Origin of the sequence: Herbaspirillum sp. B65, assembly GCF_000333555.1 — a bacterium.
GTDB lineage: Bacteria > Pseudomonadota > Gammaproteobacteria > Burkholderiales > Burkholderiaceae_D > Herbaspirillum > Herbaspirillum rubrisubalbicans.
In genome coordinates, this window is sequence record NZ_BADI01000143.1 from 1 (window position 1) to 16,247 (window position 16,247).

A 16,247-nucleotide genomic window follows, 5' to 3' on the forward strand; every position below is an offset into this window, starting at 1 on the left:
CTTGCGCGCGGCATCGATGGCCAGCCCGCTGCCGATACTGCCGAACAGGTCGCCTTCCACATGCCTGGCCTTGGGCGCCAGCGCGCCGATGCGTTCGCGCAGCAGGCGCACGCCGCTGGAGCCACCGGTGAAGAAAACGCTATCGATGTCATCGGCGCGCAAACCGGCCTGCTGCAACAGCGCCAGTACAGTCTGCTCCACCGACTGCACCAGGTGGTCGACGGCGGCGTCGAAGTCGCTGCGCTGCAATTGCAACTGCTCGGGCTTGCGCAGGCGTTCCAGATCCAGCAGGGTCTGGTCGGCCGAGGACAGAGCGATCTTGCCGGCCTCCACCTGCAGCGCCAGCCAGTGGCCGCAGCGCTGCTCGACCACGTCCAGCAGTCGGGCAAAGCGTTCGCGGTCGGTCACTTCACGCGCGACGTCCTGCAATTGCTGCCAGGCCTTGCGGGTGTAGAGCTGATTGATGGTGTGCCAGGTGGCCAGGTTGAAGTAATAGCTGGAGGGGATCTCGGCATTGCCCAGAAGGCGCCCGCCCAAGCCCAGCAGCGGCATCACGCAGGCCAGGCTGAAATACTTGTCGAAGTCGGTACCGCCGATGTGCACGCCCCCATTGGCCAGGATATCGTCGCGCCGCTCGCTGCGCGATGCCCGTTGTGGCGACAGGCGCACCAGCGAAAAGTCGGAGGTACCGCCGCCGATGTCGACGATCAAGACCAGCTCTTCCCTATCGATGCGCGACTCATAGTCGAAAGCGGCGGCAATCGGTTCAAACTGGAAGGCGATGTCCTTGAAACCGACATCGCGTGCGATCTGTTCCAGCGTATCCTGGGCCAGTTGGTCAGCAGCCGCATCATCGTCGACGAAATGCACCGGGCGGCCCAGTACCACCTGGGAAAAGGCGGTGCCGGCGGCGCGCTCGGCACGCTGCTTGAGTTCGCCGATGAATTGCGACAGCAGGCCGCGATAGGGCAACGCCCGACCGCCGACCTCGGTCTGACCATCGATGGCACCCGACCCCAGCAGGCTCTTCAATGAGCGCATCAAACGGCCTTCATAGCCGGCCAGGTATTCGCCCAGCCCGGCACGGCCGTAGCTGAAACTGTTTTCATCGGCATTGAAGAACACCACCGATGGCAGCGTGGCACGGCCGTCTTCCAGCGGCAGCAGCAGGGAATCGCCGGCCTGCGGGCGCTGCCAGCCGACCGTGGAATTGGAGGTACCGAAATCCACACCGCACGCGTTCGCCATCGATCACTCCTTCTTTTTGGGTCGGCAATCATATAGAAAAGGACGGTGCTTGTCTGCACGGCGTCATGGCGGCGTTTGAAGCAAACAACATGCCGCCGTGAAATCATTGCCGACTCGGCAATAGCAAGATGACAAGCCAACGAAAAACGGCACCGCCAGGCAGGGCTGCCCGGCGGCACCGTCAGATCGAACCGGCTGAAAACGGCTGTGGAAAACTTAGAATTCCTGCGCCACCGGACGCAGCACCACTTCGCTGATATCCACATTGGCCGGCTGCTCGATGGCATAGGCAATCGCACGCGCCACCGAATCGGCCGGAATCTGGTTGGCCTCATACCAGGCCAGCAGGGCTTCCGAGGTCTCCTTGTCGCTGCTGTGGGTCTTCAGTTCGGAATCCACCGCCCCCGGGGAGATGATGGTGGTGCGCACACCGTCCGGTGCTTCGGCGCGCAGGCCTTCGGTCAGGGCGCGCACCGCGAACTTGGTGGCGCTGTAGACCGTGCCCATGCCGGCGAATACCTTGATGCCCGCCACCGACGACACATTGATGATGTGGCCCGAGCCCTGCGCAGCGAAGCGCGGCAGCGCGGCGGCTACGCCATAGAGCACGCCCTTGACGTTGACGTCGATCATGCGGTCCCACTCCTCGACCTTGAGCTTGGCCATCGGAGCCAGCGGCATGATGCCGGCATTGTTGACCAGCACGTCGATGCGGCCGAAGTGCTGCTCACCCTTGGCCACCAGCGCTTCCACGTCGTCGCGGCGCGCCACGTCGGTGGTCACGGCGATGGCCTGGCCACCGGCGGCGGTGATGTCGGCCACCAGCTTTTCCAGACGCTCGGTGCGGCGCGCACCCAGTACCAGCTTGGCGCCCAGTGCAGCCAGGTGACGTGCGGTGGTTTCGCCCAGGCCGCTGCTGGCGCCGGTGATGACGACGACTTTGTCCTTGATGTTGTTGCTCATGATGAATCCTTTCCAGTGATGGGGTTGGCTTGCGGTTGCTGCGTGTCGATGGAAGGATTATGGGTGGCGCCACTATGCCAAACAATGGAAATGATAAGATTACAGAATTCCATTTTCAGGAATCATCATGCTCAATCGACTGGAGATGCTGCGCATCTTCTGCGCTGCCGCCGATACCGGCAGCTTCAAGGAAGCCGCGATCCGGCTCGGCATTTCACCGCAAGCCGTCACCCGCGCCATCCAGGAACTGGAGCGCCTGCAGGGCGAGATGCTGTTCCATCGCAATACGCGCCAGGTGCGCATCACCAGTTTCGGCGAAGCTCTCGCCGAACGCGCGCGCGAAAGCCTGCGTGAACTCGATGGACTTTTCGAGACGGAGGCCGCCAGCCCGGCCGACGAGATGAGCGGACTGGTGCGCCTGGCCGCACCATCTGCGTTGGGACGCAGCCGCCTGCTGCCCATCGTGGAGCGATTGGCGCAGGCGCATCCCGGCTTGCGCTTCGACCTGCGCCTGACCGATCAGCGCGCCGATGTGGTGGGAGAAAAGATCGACATCGGCATCCGCGTCGGCACCGTGCCGGACAACCGGTTCGTGGTGCGGCGTCTGGGCAAGGTGCGCTTCTACGTGGTGGCCACGCCGCGCTTCCTGCGCCGCCATGGGGCCCCGGAGGACACCGAGGCCTTGCGCGCCCTGCCCTGCACCGCCATGCTGGACCGGGGCACGGGCCGCCCCTGGCCCTGGCTGTTCGCGCAGGAGAACCAGTGGATGGCCGATCACGCCCGCTTCCTCTGCGATGATTCGGAGGGCGAATATTTATTGGTGAGAAGTGGCGTCGCCATCGGCCAGATCGCCGGCTTCCTGTGCGAGGACGACATCGCAGCAGGACGACTGGTCCCCGTCATGACTGATCACGAACCCGATCCCTGGGACATGTACCTCTACCGCCCGCAACGCGGACCGGTGCCACCGCGCCTGCGGCTGGTGTTCGATACGCTGGTACGCGAATTCGCGCAATGACGCGCGGAAGCTACCAGCGGCAGTCGTGATCCATCAGCACTTCGGCACTGCCCTGTTCCTCGCGGTCGAAGTTGACCGGCATGTTGACCAGGAAGAAGCCGGTGCTGCCATCGGCAAAACGCGCCCCGGTCAGCAGCAGTGACTGCGAGGCCATGTTGTCGGCCGCATAGGCGCTGCGGGCAGCGGCCAGCTTGAACGGATCGTGCTGTGCCAACGCATCGGCGGGCAGGCGCATGACCCAGTAGCGATGGCCTTCGAAATACCACGGCAGCCATTGCTGGAAAGGATCGCCCCGATGATCGTCGAGGCTGACCGCCACATCGCGGCGCATGCAATCGATGTGCAGATGCAGGTGCAATTGCGAACGGCCGGCCGCCGAATTGATTTCAATACCCAGCTGTTCATCGGAGAGCGGACGGCCCAGTGCCTGCACCACACGCCCGCGCTGCTCCCATGCATAAGCCCAGTAGTTGGGCGCATCCGGCGCCAGCAACTCCGGACTTTCGATGCCGGTCAGGCGACGCGTCGGCATCAAGAGGTATTGCGCGGGACCGACCAGATCCTTGAGCACCACGAAGCCGCGCGCCAGATCGACCATCACGCATGGCTGCGGCTGGCCGGTGGACTGCATGTTGGGCACGCATTGCTGGCTGGTGATTTCCCACAGCTTGTGGGGATCGGCGGCCTGGGCCGGACTGGCCGACAAGGCGCAGGCGGCCAGCAACAGCGAACACAGGAAAGCGCCGCGGGAAGAAAAAAGGGAAAGCAGTCGCATCGAAACCATTCGGGACAATGAGCTGCAAGGCGGCAGGCAGTCAGCGCCGCAGCGAGGCCGTGAGATTAACGGCCCGGTATTTCCGCAGCATGACAGCCATATGACGGGGGGAGTTTACTTGTCGCGCGTGGCCTGCACCAGGCACTTGGAGAGTTTGTCGAAATGCAGCCAGGCGGCCTGGCTCAGCTCGACCTGCTTGCGGCGCGGATCTTCGGTATCGGCCAGGACAATCCAGCCCTTTTCGCGCATCGACTTGATCCTTGCATGAAGCATGGCGGGCGAGCCGAATTCGCTCTGCGCCATCAGGTCGCGCACCGACAATCGCTGCTGCTCCTGGCCGGCGCGGGCGATGAAAGCCAGGATCCGATCTTCGAGCGGATCCAGGGTAGGTAGTGCAGGCAATCCCCGTAGTGCTTCGGCCAGTTGCAGAAAACGCAGGTAGATATCTGCCGGCCTCTTGTTTTTACCCATATGGCGCTGGTGTTGGTTGTCGTTATTCAAGCCTGGATATTGATTGCAGCGTACTTTTTTTGTTCCAGCATTGTTCCAGAATTGATAGCGAATCATACGCTGGCCCCAGCCAAACGCGCAATATCCAAGCCTGCAAGAACTGTAATTCGATGCAAAGGATAGTTTTACGTCCCGATTGGCGAGGCTGGCACGCCACATTGATGAAAATTGTTGAGGTGCGCCCGACCAGGGAAATAGGTAACATACGCGCCGTTCCGCATGTCCCTGCCCCCCAGCCGCCCCCGCCATGCACGCCTCACCCGCTTCGCGTTCCTCCCTGCGCATCCACCTGGCCGCCATCGCCGCCACGGCACTGTGCTATTTCCTGTTCTATACCATCAATGAATGGCTGTTCCGGCGCACCCAGTTCACCGAGGGCATCGCCTGGATCTACCTGCCAGCCGGAGTGCGGCTGATCTGTACGCTGCTCTTTGCCGAAGCCGGCTGCCTGGGCCTGCTGATCGGCTCGCTGGCCACCGCCGCCACCTACCAGCTATTCCCGGAAGATCTGGTAGCCGCCGCAGGTTACTGCCTGATCTCGGCCGGTGCACCCTACCTGGTGTATCGGCTCACGCTCTCGGGCATGGACCTGGGCCGCAACCTCGGCAATCTCACCACCACGCGGCTGATGGCCTGCATCCTGCTCTATGCGCTTTCCAATCCCCTGTTCCAGTTGATCTGGTACGTCATGCGCGGGGTCTACCCGGATTTCTGGAGCGGCCTGATCGTCATGTCCATCGGCGACCTGCTGGGCTCGTTGATGGTGGTCTATCTGTGCAAGCTGTTGCTCGCATTACTGCCCCGGCTGCCATTGCCGCGCGAGCGTTCTTAACCACAGTCTGCATGGTGTAATACGCACGACATATTTCCTCGCTACGCTGCGCATCGCTATAAAAACTATAGCGCTACAGATCGTATAACGAAGCTTCGAGGAGTGTGGTATGCGCAGTTGGGACGAACCCAAGAAACGGAAGGCCCGCGTCGAGATCATTCCGATGATCGACGTGATGATGTTCCTGCTGGTGTTTTTCGTGTTGATCAGCCTGAACGTGATCCCGGCACTGGGCCTGAAGACCCAGCTGCCCAGTTCGTCCACGGCCCAGGATCTCAAACCCCAGACCAAGGCCATCATCACCATCGCCAAGGATGACGTGATCCAGGTCGACGGCGAGAACACCAATCTGGATGGCCTCACCGCACGCCTGGACAAGCTGCGCAAGGAAGGCGAGAAACTCAATCTCATCATCAACAGCGACCGCGGCGTGGAAGTGCAACGCCTGGTTGATGTCATGGATACGCTCAAGAAGGGCGGCTTCGATTCCATCTCGATCGCTACCCGCAAGCAGTGATGATGAACGTCCCTCTCTTTTTCCGCTTCCGCGAGCAGTTGGCCACGCTGCCTTCACTGGTGGTGCTGGCGGTGCTGATCCTGGCCGGCGTGCAGAAGGCCACCGAATTGAAGCGCAAGGAAGATCCGCAACCGGTGCAGATCGCGCTGATGGAATTGCCGCCTCCACCGCCGCCGCAACCCAAGCCGCAGATCGAGCCGCCACCCAAGCCGGTGGAGCCGCCCAAGAAGCAGGAAGCGCCCAAGCCCATCGCCAAACCCACCCCGGTCAAGCAAGCCCCGGCTCCGGTGGAACCGACCACGCCGTCGACCGAAGCCCCCATCCTGCCAGCAGCCAAGCCGCAGGCCAGCGCCCCGGTCACACCACCGGTCCAGGCCGCGCCCACCGCGCCACCGGCGCCGCCGCCAGTGAACACGGCTCATGTCGAGCAGACCTATGTGGGCCAGTTACGCGCGCACCTCAACAGCATCAAACGCTACCCCACCGGCCGCGAAGCCAGCACGCTGCGACCGCAAGGCAAGGTACGCGTGTGGTTCGTGTTGAAGCGCGATGGCAGCGTGGTCGACAGCGGCATCGACAGTTCATCGAACTCCATGCTGCTCGATGATGCCGCCCGCAAGACCATCAACCGCGCCAACTTCGCACCCTTCCCGGAAGACGCCTACAAGGGCGAGGCCACGCACCGCTTTACGGCCGATCTGGAATTCATTCCGGTCTGACGCCAACGCTAACGATTTCAACACGCAGTCCTTCAACTCTCAGGGGAACACGACATGCAATGCAAACTCACCCGGCTATCCTTGCTGATATCCGGGCTCTTCATGGCCGGCGCGCCGGCCTTCGCTCAGACCACCACCGATGTCGGCACCGTGACCGTACAAGGCGGCGGCAGCGCCAGCGCTGGCACGGCGGCTGCCACCGGCCTGATCCAGGCCGAGGATTCGCCCAAGGCGCGCAGCTCGGTGAACCGTGACTACATCGAAAAACAGTCGCCCACCGGCACGCCCTACCAGATGATCAACCTGCTGCCGGGCGTGAACACCTACGACAACGACGGCACGGGCCTGTTCGGCGGCAACATCCGCGTGCGCGGCTTCAACAGCGACCAGTTGGGCTTCACCATCAACGGCGCACCGGTCAACGACTCCGGCAACTTCGCGGTCTATCCGCAGGAGTACACCGAGCCGGACAACCTGTGCAACGTCTTCGTCACCCAGGGCTCGACCGATACCGAAGCTCCGCACGTGGGCGCTAGCGGCGGCAACATCGGCATGACCTTCTGCTCGCCGGAAGACAAGCAGCGCATCCGCGTGACCAACGCCTTCGGCTCCAACAGCCTGTGGAAGCGCTATGTGCGCTTCGATTCCGGCAAGCTGTTCGATGACAAGTTCAAGTTCTTCATCTCGTATTCCAAGAGCACCGCCGACAAGTTCAAGGGCCCGGGCGGCGCCATCAAGGATCACGTCGACTTCGGCAGCAACTTCGATCTCGGCCAGGGCAGCTTCATCAATGCCAACGTGCTCTACAACCGCCAGCTCAACAACAACTACCGTTCGCTGACCAAGGCCCAGATCGCCCAGTTGGGCCGCAATGCCGACTTCGGCAGCGCCGTGCCGCAGCATCAGCCGCCGGTGGCCGGCGTGGCCCAGAACGACACCACCTATGGCCCCAACGTTGCGAACAACATCGCCAACAACGCCTACTACGCCTATAACCTGAACCCCTTCGAAAACTGGCTGGGCACCATCAATGCCCACTTCCAGTTGAGCCCGACCTCCAGCCTCGATGTCGATCCCTACTTCTGGTATGGCTTCGGCACCGGCGGCAACCAGCTGCAGACCGTGCGTGAGGGCGGCGTGGCCGGTGCCAGCCAACTGGGCGGCGGTGCAGCCGACGTCAATGGCGATGGCGACCGCCTGGACACCGTCTACGCCTACGAAGGCAGCCGTACCCGCACCTACCGTCCGGGCGTGACCTTCAAGTTCAACCAGCAACTGGACAACCACCGCATCCTGGCCGGCTACTGGGTCGAGCGCGCGCGTCACCAGCAGACCGGTCCGTTCAGCCGCGTGGACAACAACGGCAACATCGCCAACCTGTGGCAGGACAACTCCGACCTGTGGCTGCGTAATGCCGACGGTTCCATCCTGCAATACCGCGACACCATGACCGTCAGCACGGCCCAGTCGATCTTCCTGCAAGACAGCATCAGCATGATGAACGACAAGCTCAACGTGCAAGTGGGTGGTCGCTATTCCTCGATTGACCGCGACTTCACCAACTACCCGAGCACCGGCTCGACCAGCGGTACCAACAGCTATTCCAGCGCTGCCTTCTACAAGGTCAAGAAGAACTACGCCGACTTCCTGCCCAGCGTCGGTGTGCGCTTCCAGCTGGACGAAAAGCAGTCGGTGTTCTTCAATGCCGCCAAGAACTTCAAGGCACCGGGCAACTTCTCCTACTTCGGCCTGCTCTCGGGCGGTACCATCGTCAATGGCCAACTGGTCGGCGCCACCCAGCGCGATGTGCCGGTGGACAAGGAAACCTCCTGGAACTATGACCTCGGCTATCGCTACAACACCGACAAGTGGATGGCGTCGGGCTCGCTGTTCTACATCGACTACCACAACCGTATCGCCAGCGCCTACAACCCGGACACCAACAACAAGACCGACTACAACGTAGGCGACGCCACCTCGCACGGGATGGAACTGGAAACCGGTTATGCCTTCACCCGCAACTTGTCCATGTATGGCTCGCTGTCCTACATCAAGTCCAAGATGAAGCAAGACCTGCGCAACGGTTCCTCGCAATTCCTGCCGACCTCGGGCAAGGAATTCCCGGATACGCCGAACTGGCTGTCGGGCCTGTCGCTGCAGTATCAACAGGATGGCTGGTACGTGTTCGGCCAGGGCAAGTACACCGGTCGCCGCTACACCACGCTGGTCAACGACGATGCACTGGGTGGCTACACCGTCTTCAACGCCGGCGCCGGCATGACCTTCGCATCGAGCTCCTGGTTGAAGAAGCCGACCGTGCGTCTGAACGTCTACAACCTGTTCGACAAGCAGTACCTCAACCTCAACGGCGGCAGTGGCAGCCAGTTCACCACCAACGCCGTGGCGGTCAATGGCGTGGCTGGCTCTGCCCCTTCGCTCTACATCAGTGCCCCGCGCACCTTCACCGTTACCCTGACCGCGGATTTCTGATCGCGGCCTGAACCGGGGCGGCCTGCAGCCAAGGCCGCCCCACCACTGCAAGAGAGGCAAGCATGAACATGAACTTACTCCACGAACTGGCCTTCTACCTGATGTATGCCTGCGCTGCGCTGGCCATCTTCGTCATCGTCGAACGCGGCCTGTTCTTCGGCTACACCATGCGCCAGGCCAGCGGCCTGGAGCGCGCCATGACCCACGCCGTGCAACACCTCAAGGAACTGCCGGCCGAATTGACCACCCGTCCCAGCCTGCCGCTGGCCCTGGTGTCGGACATCCTGGCCGAAAAGCATCACCTGCACACCGAGAAAGACCTGGAAGACTTCAGCGAATCGGTCTACATCGCCAAGCGCGGCGAAGTGCAACAGCGCCTCTGGATCCTCGATACCATCGTCACCGCCGCCCCGCTGCTGGGTCTGCTGGGCACCATCCTGGGCATCATCGACACCTTCAAGGCGCTGGCCGTGCAGGGCGTCTCTGATCCGGGTCAGGTGTCGCAGGGCATCGGTACCGCACTCTATGCCACCGCACTGGGCATCGGCATTGCCGTGGTCGGCATGTTCTTCTTCAACCTGTTCCAGGAACGCATCGAACGCATCAATGACCACCTGAAGGTATTGATGCTGCGCGCCTGCGTCGGTCGCCAGAACCAGCAACCCGGCCAGCCGCAACCGACCTCCCAATCGAACAACAAACTGCACGTCGCCTGATCTGACATCGCCATGATGAATCCCCCGCGCCGCATTCTGGTTCGCCTGGCCGCCTCCCTGGGCCTGGCGCTCTGCCTGCAAGTCAACGCCCATGCCCAATTCGCCATTCCGGGATTCGAGCTGGTCCACACGGTCCCGCGTGAAACCACGCTGGCCACCCCCGACCTGCGCGATGCGGCGCTGGTGTGGAAGGAAATGTTCGACAGCGCCCGGCACGAGATCGTGTTCGGCCAGTTCTACGTGGCCGGCCAGGATGGCGAGGCGCTGGACGACATCATGGCGCATCTGGCGGCAGCCGGACGGCGCGGCGTGAAGATCCGCTTCCTGATGGAAAAGAAGGGTGAATTCGCCTCGGTACCGGCCACCATCGAGAAGCTCAAGCGCATCCCCAACCTGGAATTCCGCCAGCTCGACTATTCCCGCATGACCGGCAACGGCATCATCCACGCCAAGTATTTCGTGGTCGATGGCAAGACCGCCTACGTGGGCAGCCAGAACTTCGACTGGCGTTCGTTTTCGCACATCCACGAGACCGGCCTGAAGATCACCGACGCCACCGTGGCAGCGCAGGTGCAGGCCATCTTCGAGATCGACTGGGCGGCGCAGGCCGCCATTGCCGCCGGCCAGCCACCGACCGTGCTCAACCACAGCGTGGTGCCGGCCGATGTAGCGCGCGGCAACTACCTGGTGGCCAGTCCCAATGCCTACAACCCGCCGGGCGTGGGCGACTCGCAAAGCGAACTGGTGCGCCTGATCGGCCAGGCCCAGCACGAAGTGCGGGTGCAATTGCTGGACTATGCGCCACTGTCCTACGGTCCCAACCATACCCGTCCCTACTACGCCGTGATCGATGATGCCCTGCGCGCGGCGGCCGCACGCGGTGTCAAGATCAAGCTGATGGTGTCGAACTGGAACACCGAGGCGCCCGCCATCCGCTACCTGCAAAGCCTGGCCGTGCTGCCCAACGTGGAAATCCGCATCGTCACCCTGCCGCAGGCTTCCACCGGCTTCATTCCCTTTGCCCGGGTGATCCACACCAAGGCCATGAGCATCGATGGCCAGGTCGCCTGGATCGGCACCAGCAACTGGTCCGGTGGCTACCTGGACAACTCACGCAATCTGGAAGTGGTGTTGCACGACGCCACCATGGCCCAGCGCGTGGCGGCCCTGCATGAACAGACCTGGAGTTCTTCCTACGCCCAGCCGATCGACGTGCTCAAGGTCTATCCCAAGCCGGCCAAGGGCAAGCCCGCTGAATGACGAGGCAATCCTGGGGCGGTCGATTGATCGCCCCAGATGCGCTCGTCACAGCGCGCTGTGGATAAGATAAGCTCCGGCAGCCCCAGTCCTGGCGCACAATGAATCCGTTCGGTGTACCCTGGTCTTAGCATCATCATTGCCTGGACCTGCCTCATGAGTCGCCACACTCCCATCACGCCTGCCCCCCTCTTACCCGAAGCTGCACGCTTCCATCCGCTCCCCGCCTCCTTCTTCGACCAGGACAGCCCCGCGCTGGCCCGCGCCTTGATCGGCAAGGTGCTGCGGCGGCGCTGGCAAGGCCAGTGGCTCTCGGCCCGCATCATCGAGACCGAAGCCTACCGGCTCGACGACAAGGGCAGCCACGCCTCGCTAGGCTATACCCACAAACGACGTGCGCTGTTCATGGAGGGCGGCACCATCTACATGTACTACGCACGCGGCGCCGACTCGTTCAACATCAGTGCACGCGGGCCGGGCAACGCGGTGCTGCTCAAGTCGGGCTATCCATGGATCGATGCGCTGGCGGGACCGCAGGCGCTGGCCCTGATGCAGCAAGAAAATCCGGGGGCCGGAGGTGTGCCCAGGCCCCCCGAACGACTGTGTGCGGGACAGACTCTGCTGTGCCGCGCATTGGCGCTGAAGGTACCAGACTGGGATGCCCAGCCCTTCGATCCCGCGCAACTGTTCGTGGACGATGTGGGGCAGGATCCACCGTGGCTGATCCAGACCACGCGACTGGGCATCCCATCCGGGCGCGACGAACACCTGCCCTATCGCTTCGTCGACCCGGCCTATGCGCGCTATTGCACCCGCAATCCGCTGCGCCGCGGTCAGAGCGTGCCGCAGCATTATTGCTGGGTCGATCGTGACGGTCGCGTGGTGGCAGGTCCGGTTTGAGGGAGTTCCAGCAAGTATACATAACGTCTAATTTTAGATAATATGTATTGCATGACCTCCCGCTCCCGCAAAAAGAAGCCCACCCGGCCCGACCACGCCCTGCTGCTCTCGCAATTGCAGCAGGTGGCCCAAGGTTTGGGCGAGACCTTCGCGCCCTTCTGCGAAGTGGTGCTGCACGACCTGCGCGATGCCGATCACTCCATCGTCGCCCTGCATAACAACCTGTCCGGCCGCGAAGTGGGCGACGCCACCACCGAGCTGGGGCTGGCGCGCATTGCCGATGACAGCTATCCGCAAGTGCTCACCAATTACGCCAACACCCTGCCCGATGGACGCCAGGCCAAGAGCACCTCGATCGGCATCAAGGATGCCGATGGCAAGTACGTGGCAGCGCTGTGCATGAACATCGACCTGACTTTGTTCGGCGCCCTGCAAGGCATGTTGCGTCAGTTCGGCAGTATCGATGGTGCGCAGCGTGTGGCCGAGACGCTGGAGCCAGCCGGCGCCGATGCGCTGCGCAGTCGCATCGATGACTTTGCCGCACGCCTGTCGACCACGCCTCGCAGCCTCAAGGCCGAGGACCGGCGCCAGCTCATGCGCCAATTGCGCCAGACCGGCTGCATGGACGTGCGGCGTGCAGCCGAGATCGTGGCGGCGCACCTGGGTGTGTCGCGCGCAACCGTCTACAACGATGAGAAGGATTGAAGCTTGCTTCACCATGCCTATCTTTTCATCCGCCTCTAACCACCTCTCTTGAAGGAAGCTTCATGATTCCCCTCTCCAGTGCCAACTCAGCCCCCAGCTTCACCGATGTCCTCCTAGCCGCACAACGCATCAAGCCCTGGGCGCACCAGACCCCGGTGCTGCGTTCGCGCACGGCCGATGCCGAAGTGGGTGCGCAACTGTTCTTCAAATGCGAGAACTTCCAACGCATGGGCGCCTTCAAGTTCCGTGGCGCCATGAATGCGCTGTCGCAATTCGATGCCGAGCAACGTCGGCATGGCGTGATCACCTTTTCCTCCGGCAACCACGCCCAGGGCACTGCGCTGGCGGCGCAACTGCTGGGCATTCCCGCCGTGATCGTCATGCCCGAGGATGCGCCCGCCGCCAAGGTGGCGGCCACCCGTGGCTATGGCGCCGAAGTGGTGACGTATGACCGCTACACCGAAGACCGCGAAGCCATCGGTGCGCGTCTGGCAGCCGAGCGCAAGATGACGCTGATCCCGCCCTACGACCATCCGCACGTGATCGCCGGCCAGGGCACCGCCACCCTCGAACTGTTGCAGCAAACCGGTCCGCTGGATGCCCTCTTCGTCTGCCTGGGTGGCGGTGGCCTGCTCTCGGGCGCGGCCCTGGCGGCACGTGCGCTGGCGCCGGAGTGCAAGATCTATGGGGTGGAACCGGAAGCCGGCAACGATGGCCAGCAATCGCTGCGCGCCGGTCACATCGTGCATATCGACACCCCCAAGACCATCGCCGATGGCGCGCAGACCCAGCATCTGGGCAAGTACACCTTCGAGGTGATCCGCCAACTGGTCGATGACATTCATACGGTCAGCGATGCCGAACTGGTGAGCGGCCTGCGCTTCTTTGCCGAGCGCATGAAGATGGTGGTCGAGCCGACCGGCTGCCTGGGCTTTGCCGCCGCCTGCAAGATCAAGGAGCAACTGCAGGGAAAGCGGGTGGGCGTGATCATCAGCGGCGGCAATATCGACCTGGGCAAGCTGGCCGCATATCTGGCAGATTAGGGCCTGTTCCATTGCCCTGATAGTCATTTACCCCAATATCAGACCTGAGCGTTTTGGCTTACAGTGACGTGCTTGCACGCCTGTGCCCACGCTTCTGCACCCACTCACAAGGACTGGAATCACCATGCCCCATCTCGTTCTGGAATACACCGACAATCTCGCCATCGACGTGCAGCCCACGCTGCTCAAGCTGACCCAGGCGCTGGTGGCCAGCGGCCACTTTGAAGAGAACGCCATCAAGGCGCGCGCCGTGCGCCTGGAGCATTACCTGGTCGGCACCGCTCCCGAGGCCAAGCGTGCCTTCATCGCCCTGCGCCTGGCCATCCTGACCGGCCGCACGCTGGAACAGAAGAAGCAGGTTTCCGATCTGCTGGGCGCAGCCATGCAGAAGGACCAGTCTTGGCCCCAGGATACCCAGGTGCAGATCACGGTGGAGGTGGTGGACATGCAGCGCGAGACTTATTTCAAGGCCAGCCTGCCATAACGCGCATCGATTGCGACTTCCGATTGCGCTACATATCAAGACCCAATGAAAAAGCCGCCCGGTGCAAACCGGACGGCTTTTTTCTTATGGATGTCTGTTGGTCGTGCGCGGCGCTGTTCAGGGCACCAGAGCCGGCTCGACCAAGAGCTCGCGGAACTGCACCACATTGCCTTCTGGATCGAAGCCATCGCAGGCGCGGAAATCCGGACCACTCCACTCGGCTTCGACCGACTTCATGCCACCGCCGAGTTGTTGCGCGCTCAGGCGCGCCTGCTTCAACGAGCGCACCGGCAGGAACAACTTCACCGGCACATTCTCGCGCAGCACGGGCGGTGTGCTGATCTCTACCTTGGTGGCCACGTCCTGGGCAATGGCATGGATCACCAACAGGAAATCCTCGGCCTCGATCACTACCTTCTCGGCATGGGCGTGCTTGGGAACCACCGCCAGCACCTGCGCATAGAAGGCGGCAAGGCGGGCTACATCTTTGGCGAACAGGACTGCGCCTGCTTTGGGCTGGGTCGACATCTCTGCTTTCAAAAACGTTGATCGGATCAAACAAGGAACGGCAGAGTTTATTTACGACTTCGTCGCTTGGCAAGCATTAATCGTCACCTTGCGGCGACGCCATTGTGTCGTCATTCGGCGACGCCTTTATGTCGCTGTTTTTGCCGATATTGCAGAGCAATATAAGAATCCGCTGACAAGCGAAAGTCGCGCTGTCCGATGCCAATTTCTTCCGCACGAAATTAAGATGGCGTATCGCCGTAGTGGGGCTAACAAAACGTCAATTGTCAGTATGTTCAGCGAAGCTGTTTGCATGTGATCGTATTGTCATCGTTTCAAGCAAGAGGACGTTTAAATTGTAAGTGGATGTTTTAAATGACTTTACTTCCGAACTTGATCTGCTAACTTGATGTCGCAGGGCAACAAGATGGGCGGTGAAAAAAACAAGAAAAATATTTCCGCCTTTTCATCATCAGCATCTGCCGCGCCGTTCTTCCCTCACTGCATGACCTCATGCGTTGACGGCGACCGATTACAACGAAATCCAACCTCACGAGTATTGCGCCATGAACATTCGAGATTTGCACGCTCAGTACACTCCCGAACGCTCTCGCTTCCAGCGTACCCAAGCACCGCAGCGCGGCCTGTCGGGTTCGCCTGCCGAGCGCATCGAACTCGCGCACACCGACAGTGATGCCGATGCCTGGCTGGAGCAGGCCTTGTCGGACTTCATCTCGCTGGCTTCCAGTGTCTGCACTACGCCCATGGGCATGTTCACCCAGTTGCACGCCGACATCGGCCTGCAGCATCCTTACCTTTCCATCAACAATGGCCGCGGTGATGCGCGCAACCAATGGTGGCGCTTTCCCGGCCAGACCGGTGTGCTGCGCAATGCGGTCGATTTCTCCCTGTGCGAAATGGCCGCCCGCACACCTGGGCAGGTGACCGAAGTCAACGACCTGCACAACGATGCGCGCTTTGCCAATAGCGCCCTGGCCCGCGGCAACCCGGCGGTGCGCTTCTATGCCGCGGTACCTCTGGTATCGGGCAATGGCGATGTGATGGGGACGCTGTGCGTGATGGACCGCGTCGCGCGGACCCTGACACCGGCCCAGCGTGACGCCTTCCAGAAACTCGGTCGTCAGCTCGAAGCCCAGATCGACAGTCATCGCGCCATGCAAAAGCTGGAACAGCAGACCATGACCGATGCGCTGACCGGTATCGGCAACCGCCGCAGCTTCGATTCGCGGCTGCGTGAAGAATGGACGCGCCATCTGCGCAATGCCCGCCCCCTGACCATGCTGATGGTAGACGTGGACTACTTCAAGCAATACAACGATACCTACGGTCACCCGGCCGGTGACGCCCTGCTGGTGCAACTGGCCCGCGTACTGCGTTCGCCGCTGCGGGCCAGCGATTTCCTGGCGCGTTATGGTGGTGACGAATTCTCGCTGATCCTGCCCGACACCGATGAGATCGGCGCACACCAAGTGTCCGAACGCATCAAGCAATCGGTAGCCCGCGTGAAGTGGCCGCATACCGAGATCGAGATCAGCTGGGCGC

At 62.0% G+C, this 16,247-nt stretch carries 18 protein-coding genes; 13 read left to right on the plus strand and 5 right to left on the minus strand.

The annotated features are described in order from the left end of the window. Positions 1 to 1,248, minus strand: a 1,248-nt coding sequence (locus I5W_RS03815; protein WP_044528236.1) for an Hsp70 family protein, incomplete at its 3' end; no start/stop codon positions are given. Between the two features lie 216 nt (positions 1,249 to 1,464). Then, positions 1,465 to 2,211, minus strand: a complete 747-nt coding sequence (locus I5W_RS03820; RefSeq protein ID WP_044528237.1) for an SDR family oxidoreductase — start codon at positions 2,209 to 2,211, stop codon at positions 1,465 to 1,467. Between the two features lie 127 nt (positions 2,212 to 2,338). Between I5W_RS03820 and I5W_RS03825 the strand changes: the two genes are divergently transcribed. Then, positions 2,339 to 3,229 carry a LysR family transcriptional regulator gene (locus tag I5W_RS03825; RefSeq protein ID WP_044528238.1) on the plus strand — a complete coding sequence of 297 codons (891 nt, stop codon included), beginning with the start codon at positions 2,339 to 2,341 and terminating at the stop codon, positions 3,227 to 3,229. 10 nt (positions 3,230 to 3,239) lie between these two features. Here the strand turns inward: I5W_RS03825 and I5W_RS03830 are convergent, their stop codons facing one another. Then, entirely contained in the window at positions 3,240 to 4,004 is a 765-nt protein-coding gene (locus I5W_RS03830; protein WP_044528239.1) for a CDP-diacylglycerol diphosphatase, read from the minus strand. 114 nt (positions 4,005 to 4,118) lie between these two features. Next, positions 4,119 to 4,475, minus strand: a complete 357-nt coding sequence (locus tag I5W_RS03835; protein WP_017455108.1) for a MarR family transcriptional regulator — start codon at positions 4,473 to 4,475, stop codon at positions 4,119 to 4,121. Positions 4,476 to 4,761: 286 nt separating this feature from the next. Between I5W_RS03835 and I5W_RS03840 the strand changes: the two genes are divergently transcribed. The 10 genes from I5W_RS03840 (at position 4,762) to I5W_RS03885 (ending at position 14,177) form a co-directional block, all read left to right on the plus strand. After that, on the plus strand, positions 4,762 to 5,346 hold the full coding sequence (locus I5W_RS03840; protein ID WP_044528240.1) for a hypothetical protein: 585 nt from the start codon (positions 4,762 to 4,764) through the stop codon (positions 5,344 to 5,346). 109 nt (positions 5,347 to 5,455) lie between these two features. Then, positions 5,456 to 5,863: an ExbD/TolR family protein gene (locus tag I5W_RS03845; protein WP_017451900.1), complete on the plus strand. Its 408-nt coding sequence runs from the start codon at positions 5,456 to 5,458 to the stop codon at positions 5,861 to 5,863. Next, positions 5,863 to 6,582 carry a TonB family protein gene (locus I5W_RS03850; RefSeq protein ID WP_017451899.1) on the plus strand — a complete coding sequence of 240 codons (720 nt, stop codon included), beginning with the start codon at positions 5,863 to 5,865 and terminating at the stop codon, positions 6,580 to 6,582. Before I5W_RS03845 ends, I5W_RS03850 begins: the two co-directional genes overlap by 1 nt. Before the next feature lie 54 nt (positions 6,583 to 6,636). Then, positions 6,637 to 9,072 carry a TonB-dependent receptor gene (locus I5W_RS03855; protein ID WP_044528241.1) on the plus strand — a complete coding sequence of 812 codons (2,436 nt, stop codon included), beginning with the start codon at positions 6,637 to 6,639 and terminating at the stop codon, positions 9,070 to 9,072. 62 nt (positions 9,073 to 9,134) lie between these two features. After that, positions 9,135 to 9,788: a MotA/TolQ/ExbB proton channel family protein gene (locus I5W_RS03860; RefSeq protein WP_044528242.1), complete on the plus strand. Its 654-nt coding sequence runs from the start codon at positions 9,135 to 9,137 to the stop codon at positions 9,786 to 9,788. A 12-nt stretch (positions 9,789 to 9,800) separates the two neighbouring features. Further along, positions 9,801 to 11,048 (plus strand): phospholipase D-like domain-containing protein, encoded by a 1,248-nt coding sequence (locus I5W_RS03865; protein WP_044528243.1) that lies wholly within the window; start codon positions 9,801 to 9,803, stop codon positions 11,046 to 11,048. Between the two features lie 153 nt (positions 11,049 to 11,201). Then, positions 11,202 to 11,945: a DNA-3-methyladenine glycosylase gene (locus tag I5W_RS03870; protein ID WP_044528244.1), complete on the plus strand. Its 744-nt coding sequence runs from the start codon at positions 11,202 to 11,204 to the stop codon at positions 11,943 to 11,945. A gap of 42 nt (positions 11,946 to 11,987) precedes the next feature. Then, entirely contained in the window at positions 11,988 to 12,650 is a 663-nt protein-coding gene (locus I5W_RS03875) for a helix-turn-helix transcriptional regulator (protein WP_044528245.1), read from the plus strand. A gap of 62 nt (positions 12,651 to 12,712) precedes the next feature. Further along, positions 12,713 to 13,693: a threo-3-hydroxy-L-aspartate ammonia-lyase gene (locus tag I5W_RS03880; protein ID WP_044528246.1), complete on the plus strand. Its 981-nt coding sequence runs from the start codon at positions 12,713 to 12,715 to the stop codon at positions 13,691 to 13,693. Positions 13,694 to 13,817: 124 nt separating this feature from the next. Then, positions 13,818 to 14,177 carry a 5-carboxymethyl-2-hydroxymuconate Delta-isomerase gene (locus tag I5W_RS03885; RefSeq protein WP_044528247.1) on the plus strand — a complete coding sequence of 120 codons (360 nt, stop codon included), beginning with the start codon at positions 13,818 to 13,820 and terminating at the stop codon, positions 14,175 to 14,177. 117 nt (positions 14,178 to 14,294) lie between these two features. Here I5W_RS03885 and I5W_RS03890 read toward each other — a convergent pair whose 3' ends face one another. Beyond that, on the minus strand, positions 14,295 to 14,705 hold the full coding sequence (locus tag I5W_RS03890) for a glyoxalase/bleomycin resistance/dioxygenase family protein (RefSeq protein ID WP_044528248.1): 411 nt from the start codon (positions 14,703 to 14,705) through the stop codon (positions 14,295 to 14,297). On the opposite strand from I5W_RS03890, the gene I5W_RS30990 reads away from it, so the two are divergent. Next, a complete protein-coding gene (locus I5W_RS30990; RefSeq protein WP_148289029.1) occupies positions 14,689 to 15,003 on the plus strand; it encodes a hypothetical protein in 315 nt (104 codons plus the stop codon). The two genes, I5W_RS03890 and I5W_RS30990, sit on opposite strands and share 17 nt — an antisense overlap. Positions 15,004 to 15,265: 262 nt before the next feature. After that, positions 15,266 to 16,247 (plus strand): GGDEF domain-containing protein (locus I5W_RS03895; protein WP_044528249.1); only part of this gene is annotated, 982 nt, incomplete at its 3' end.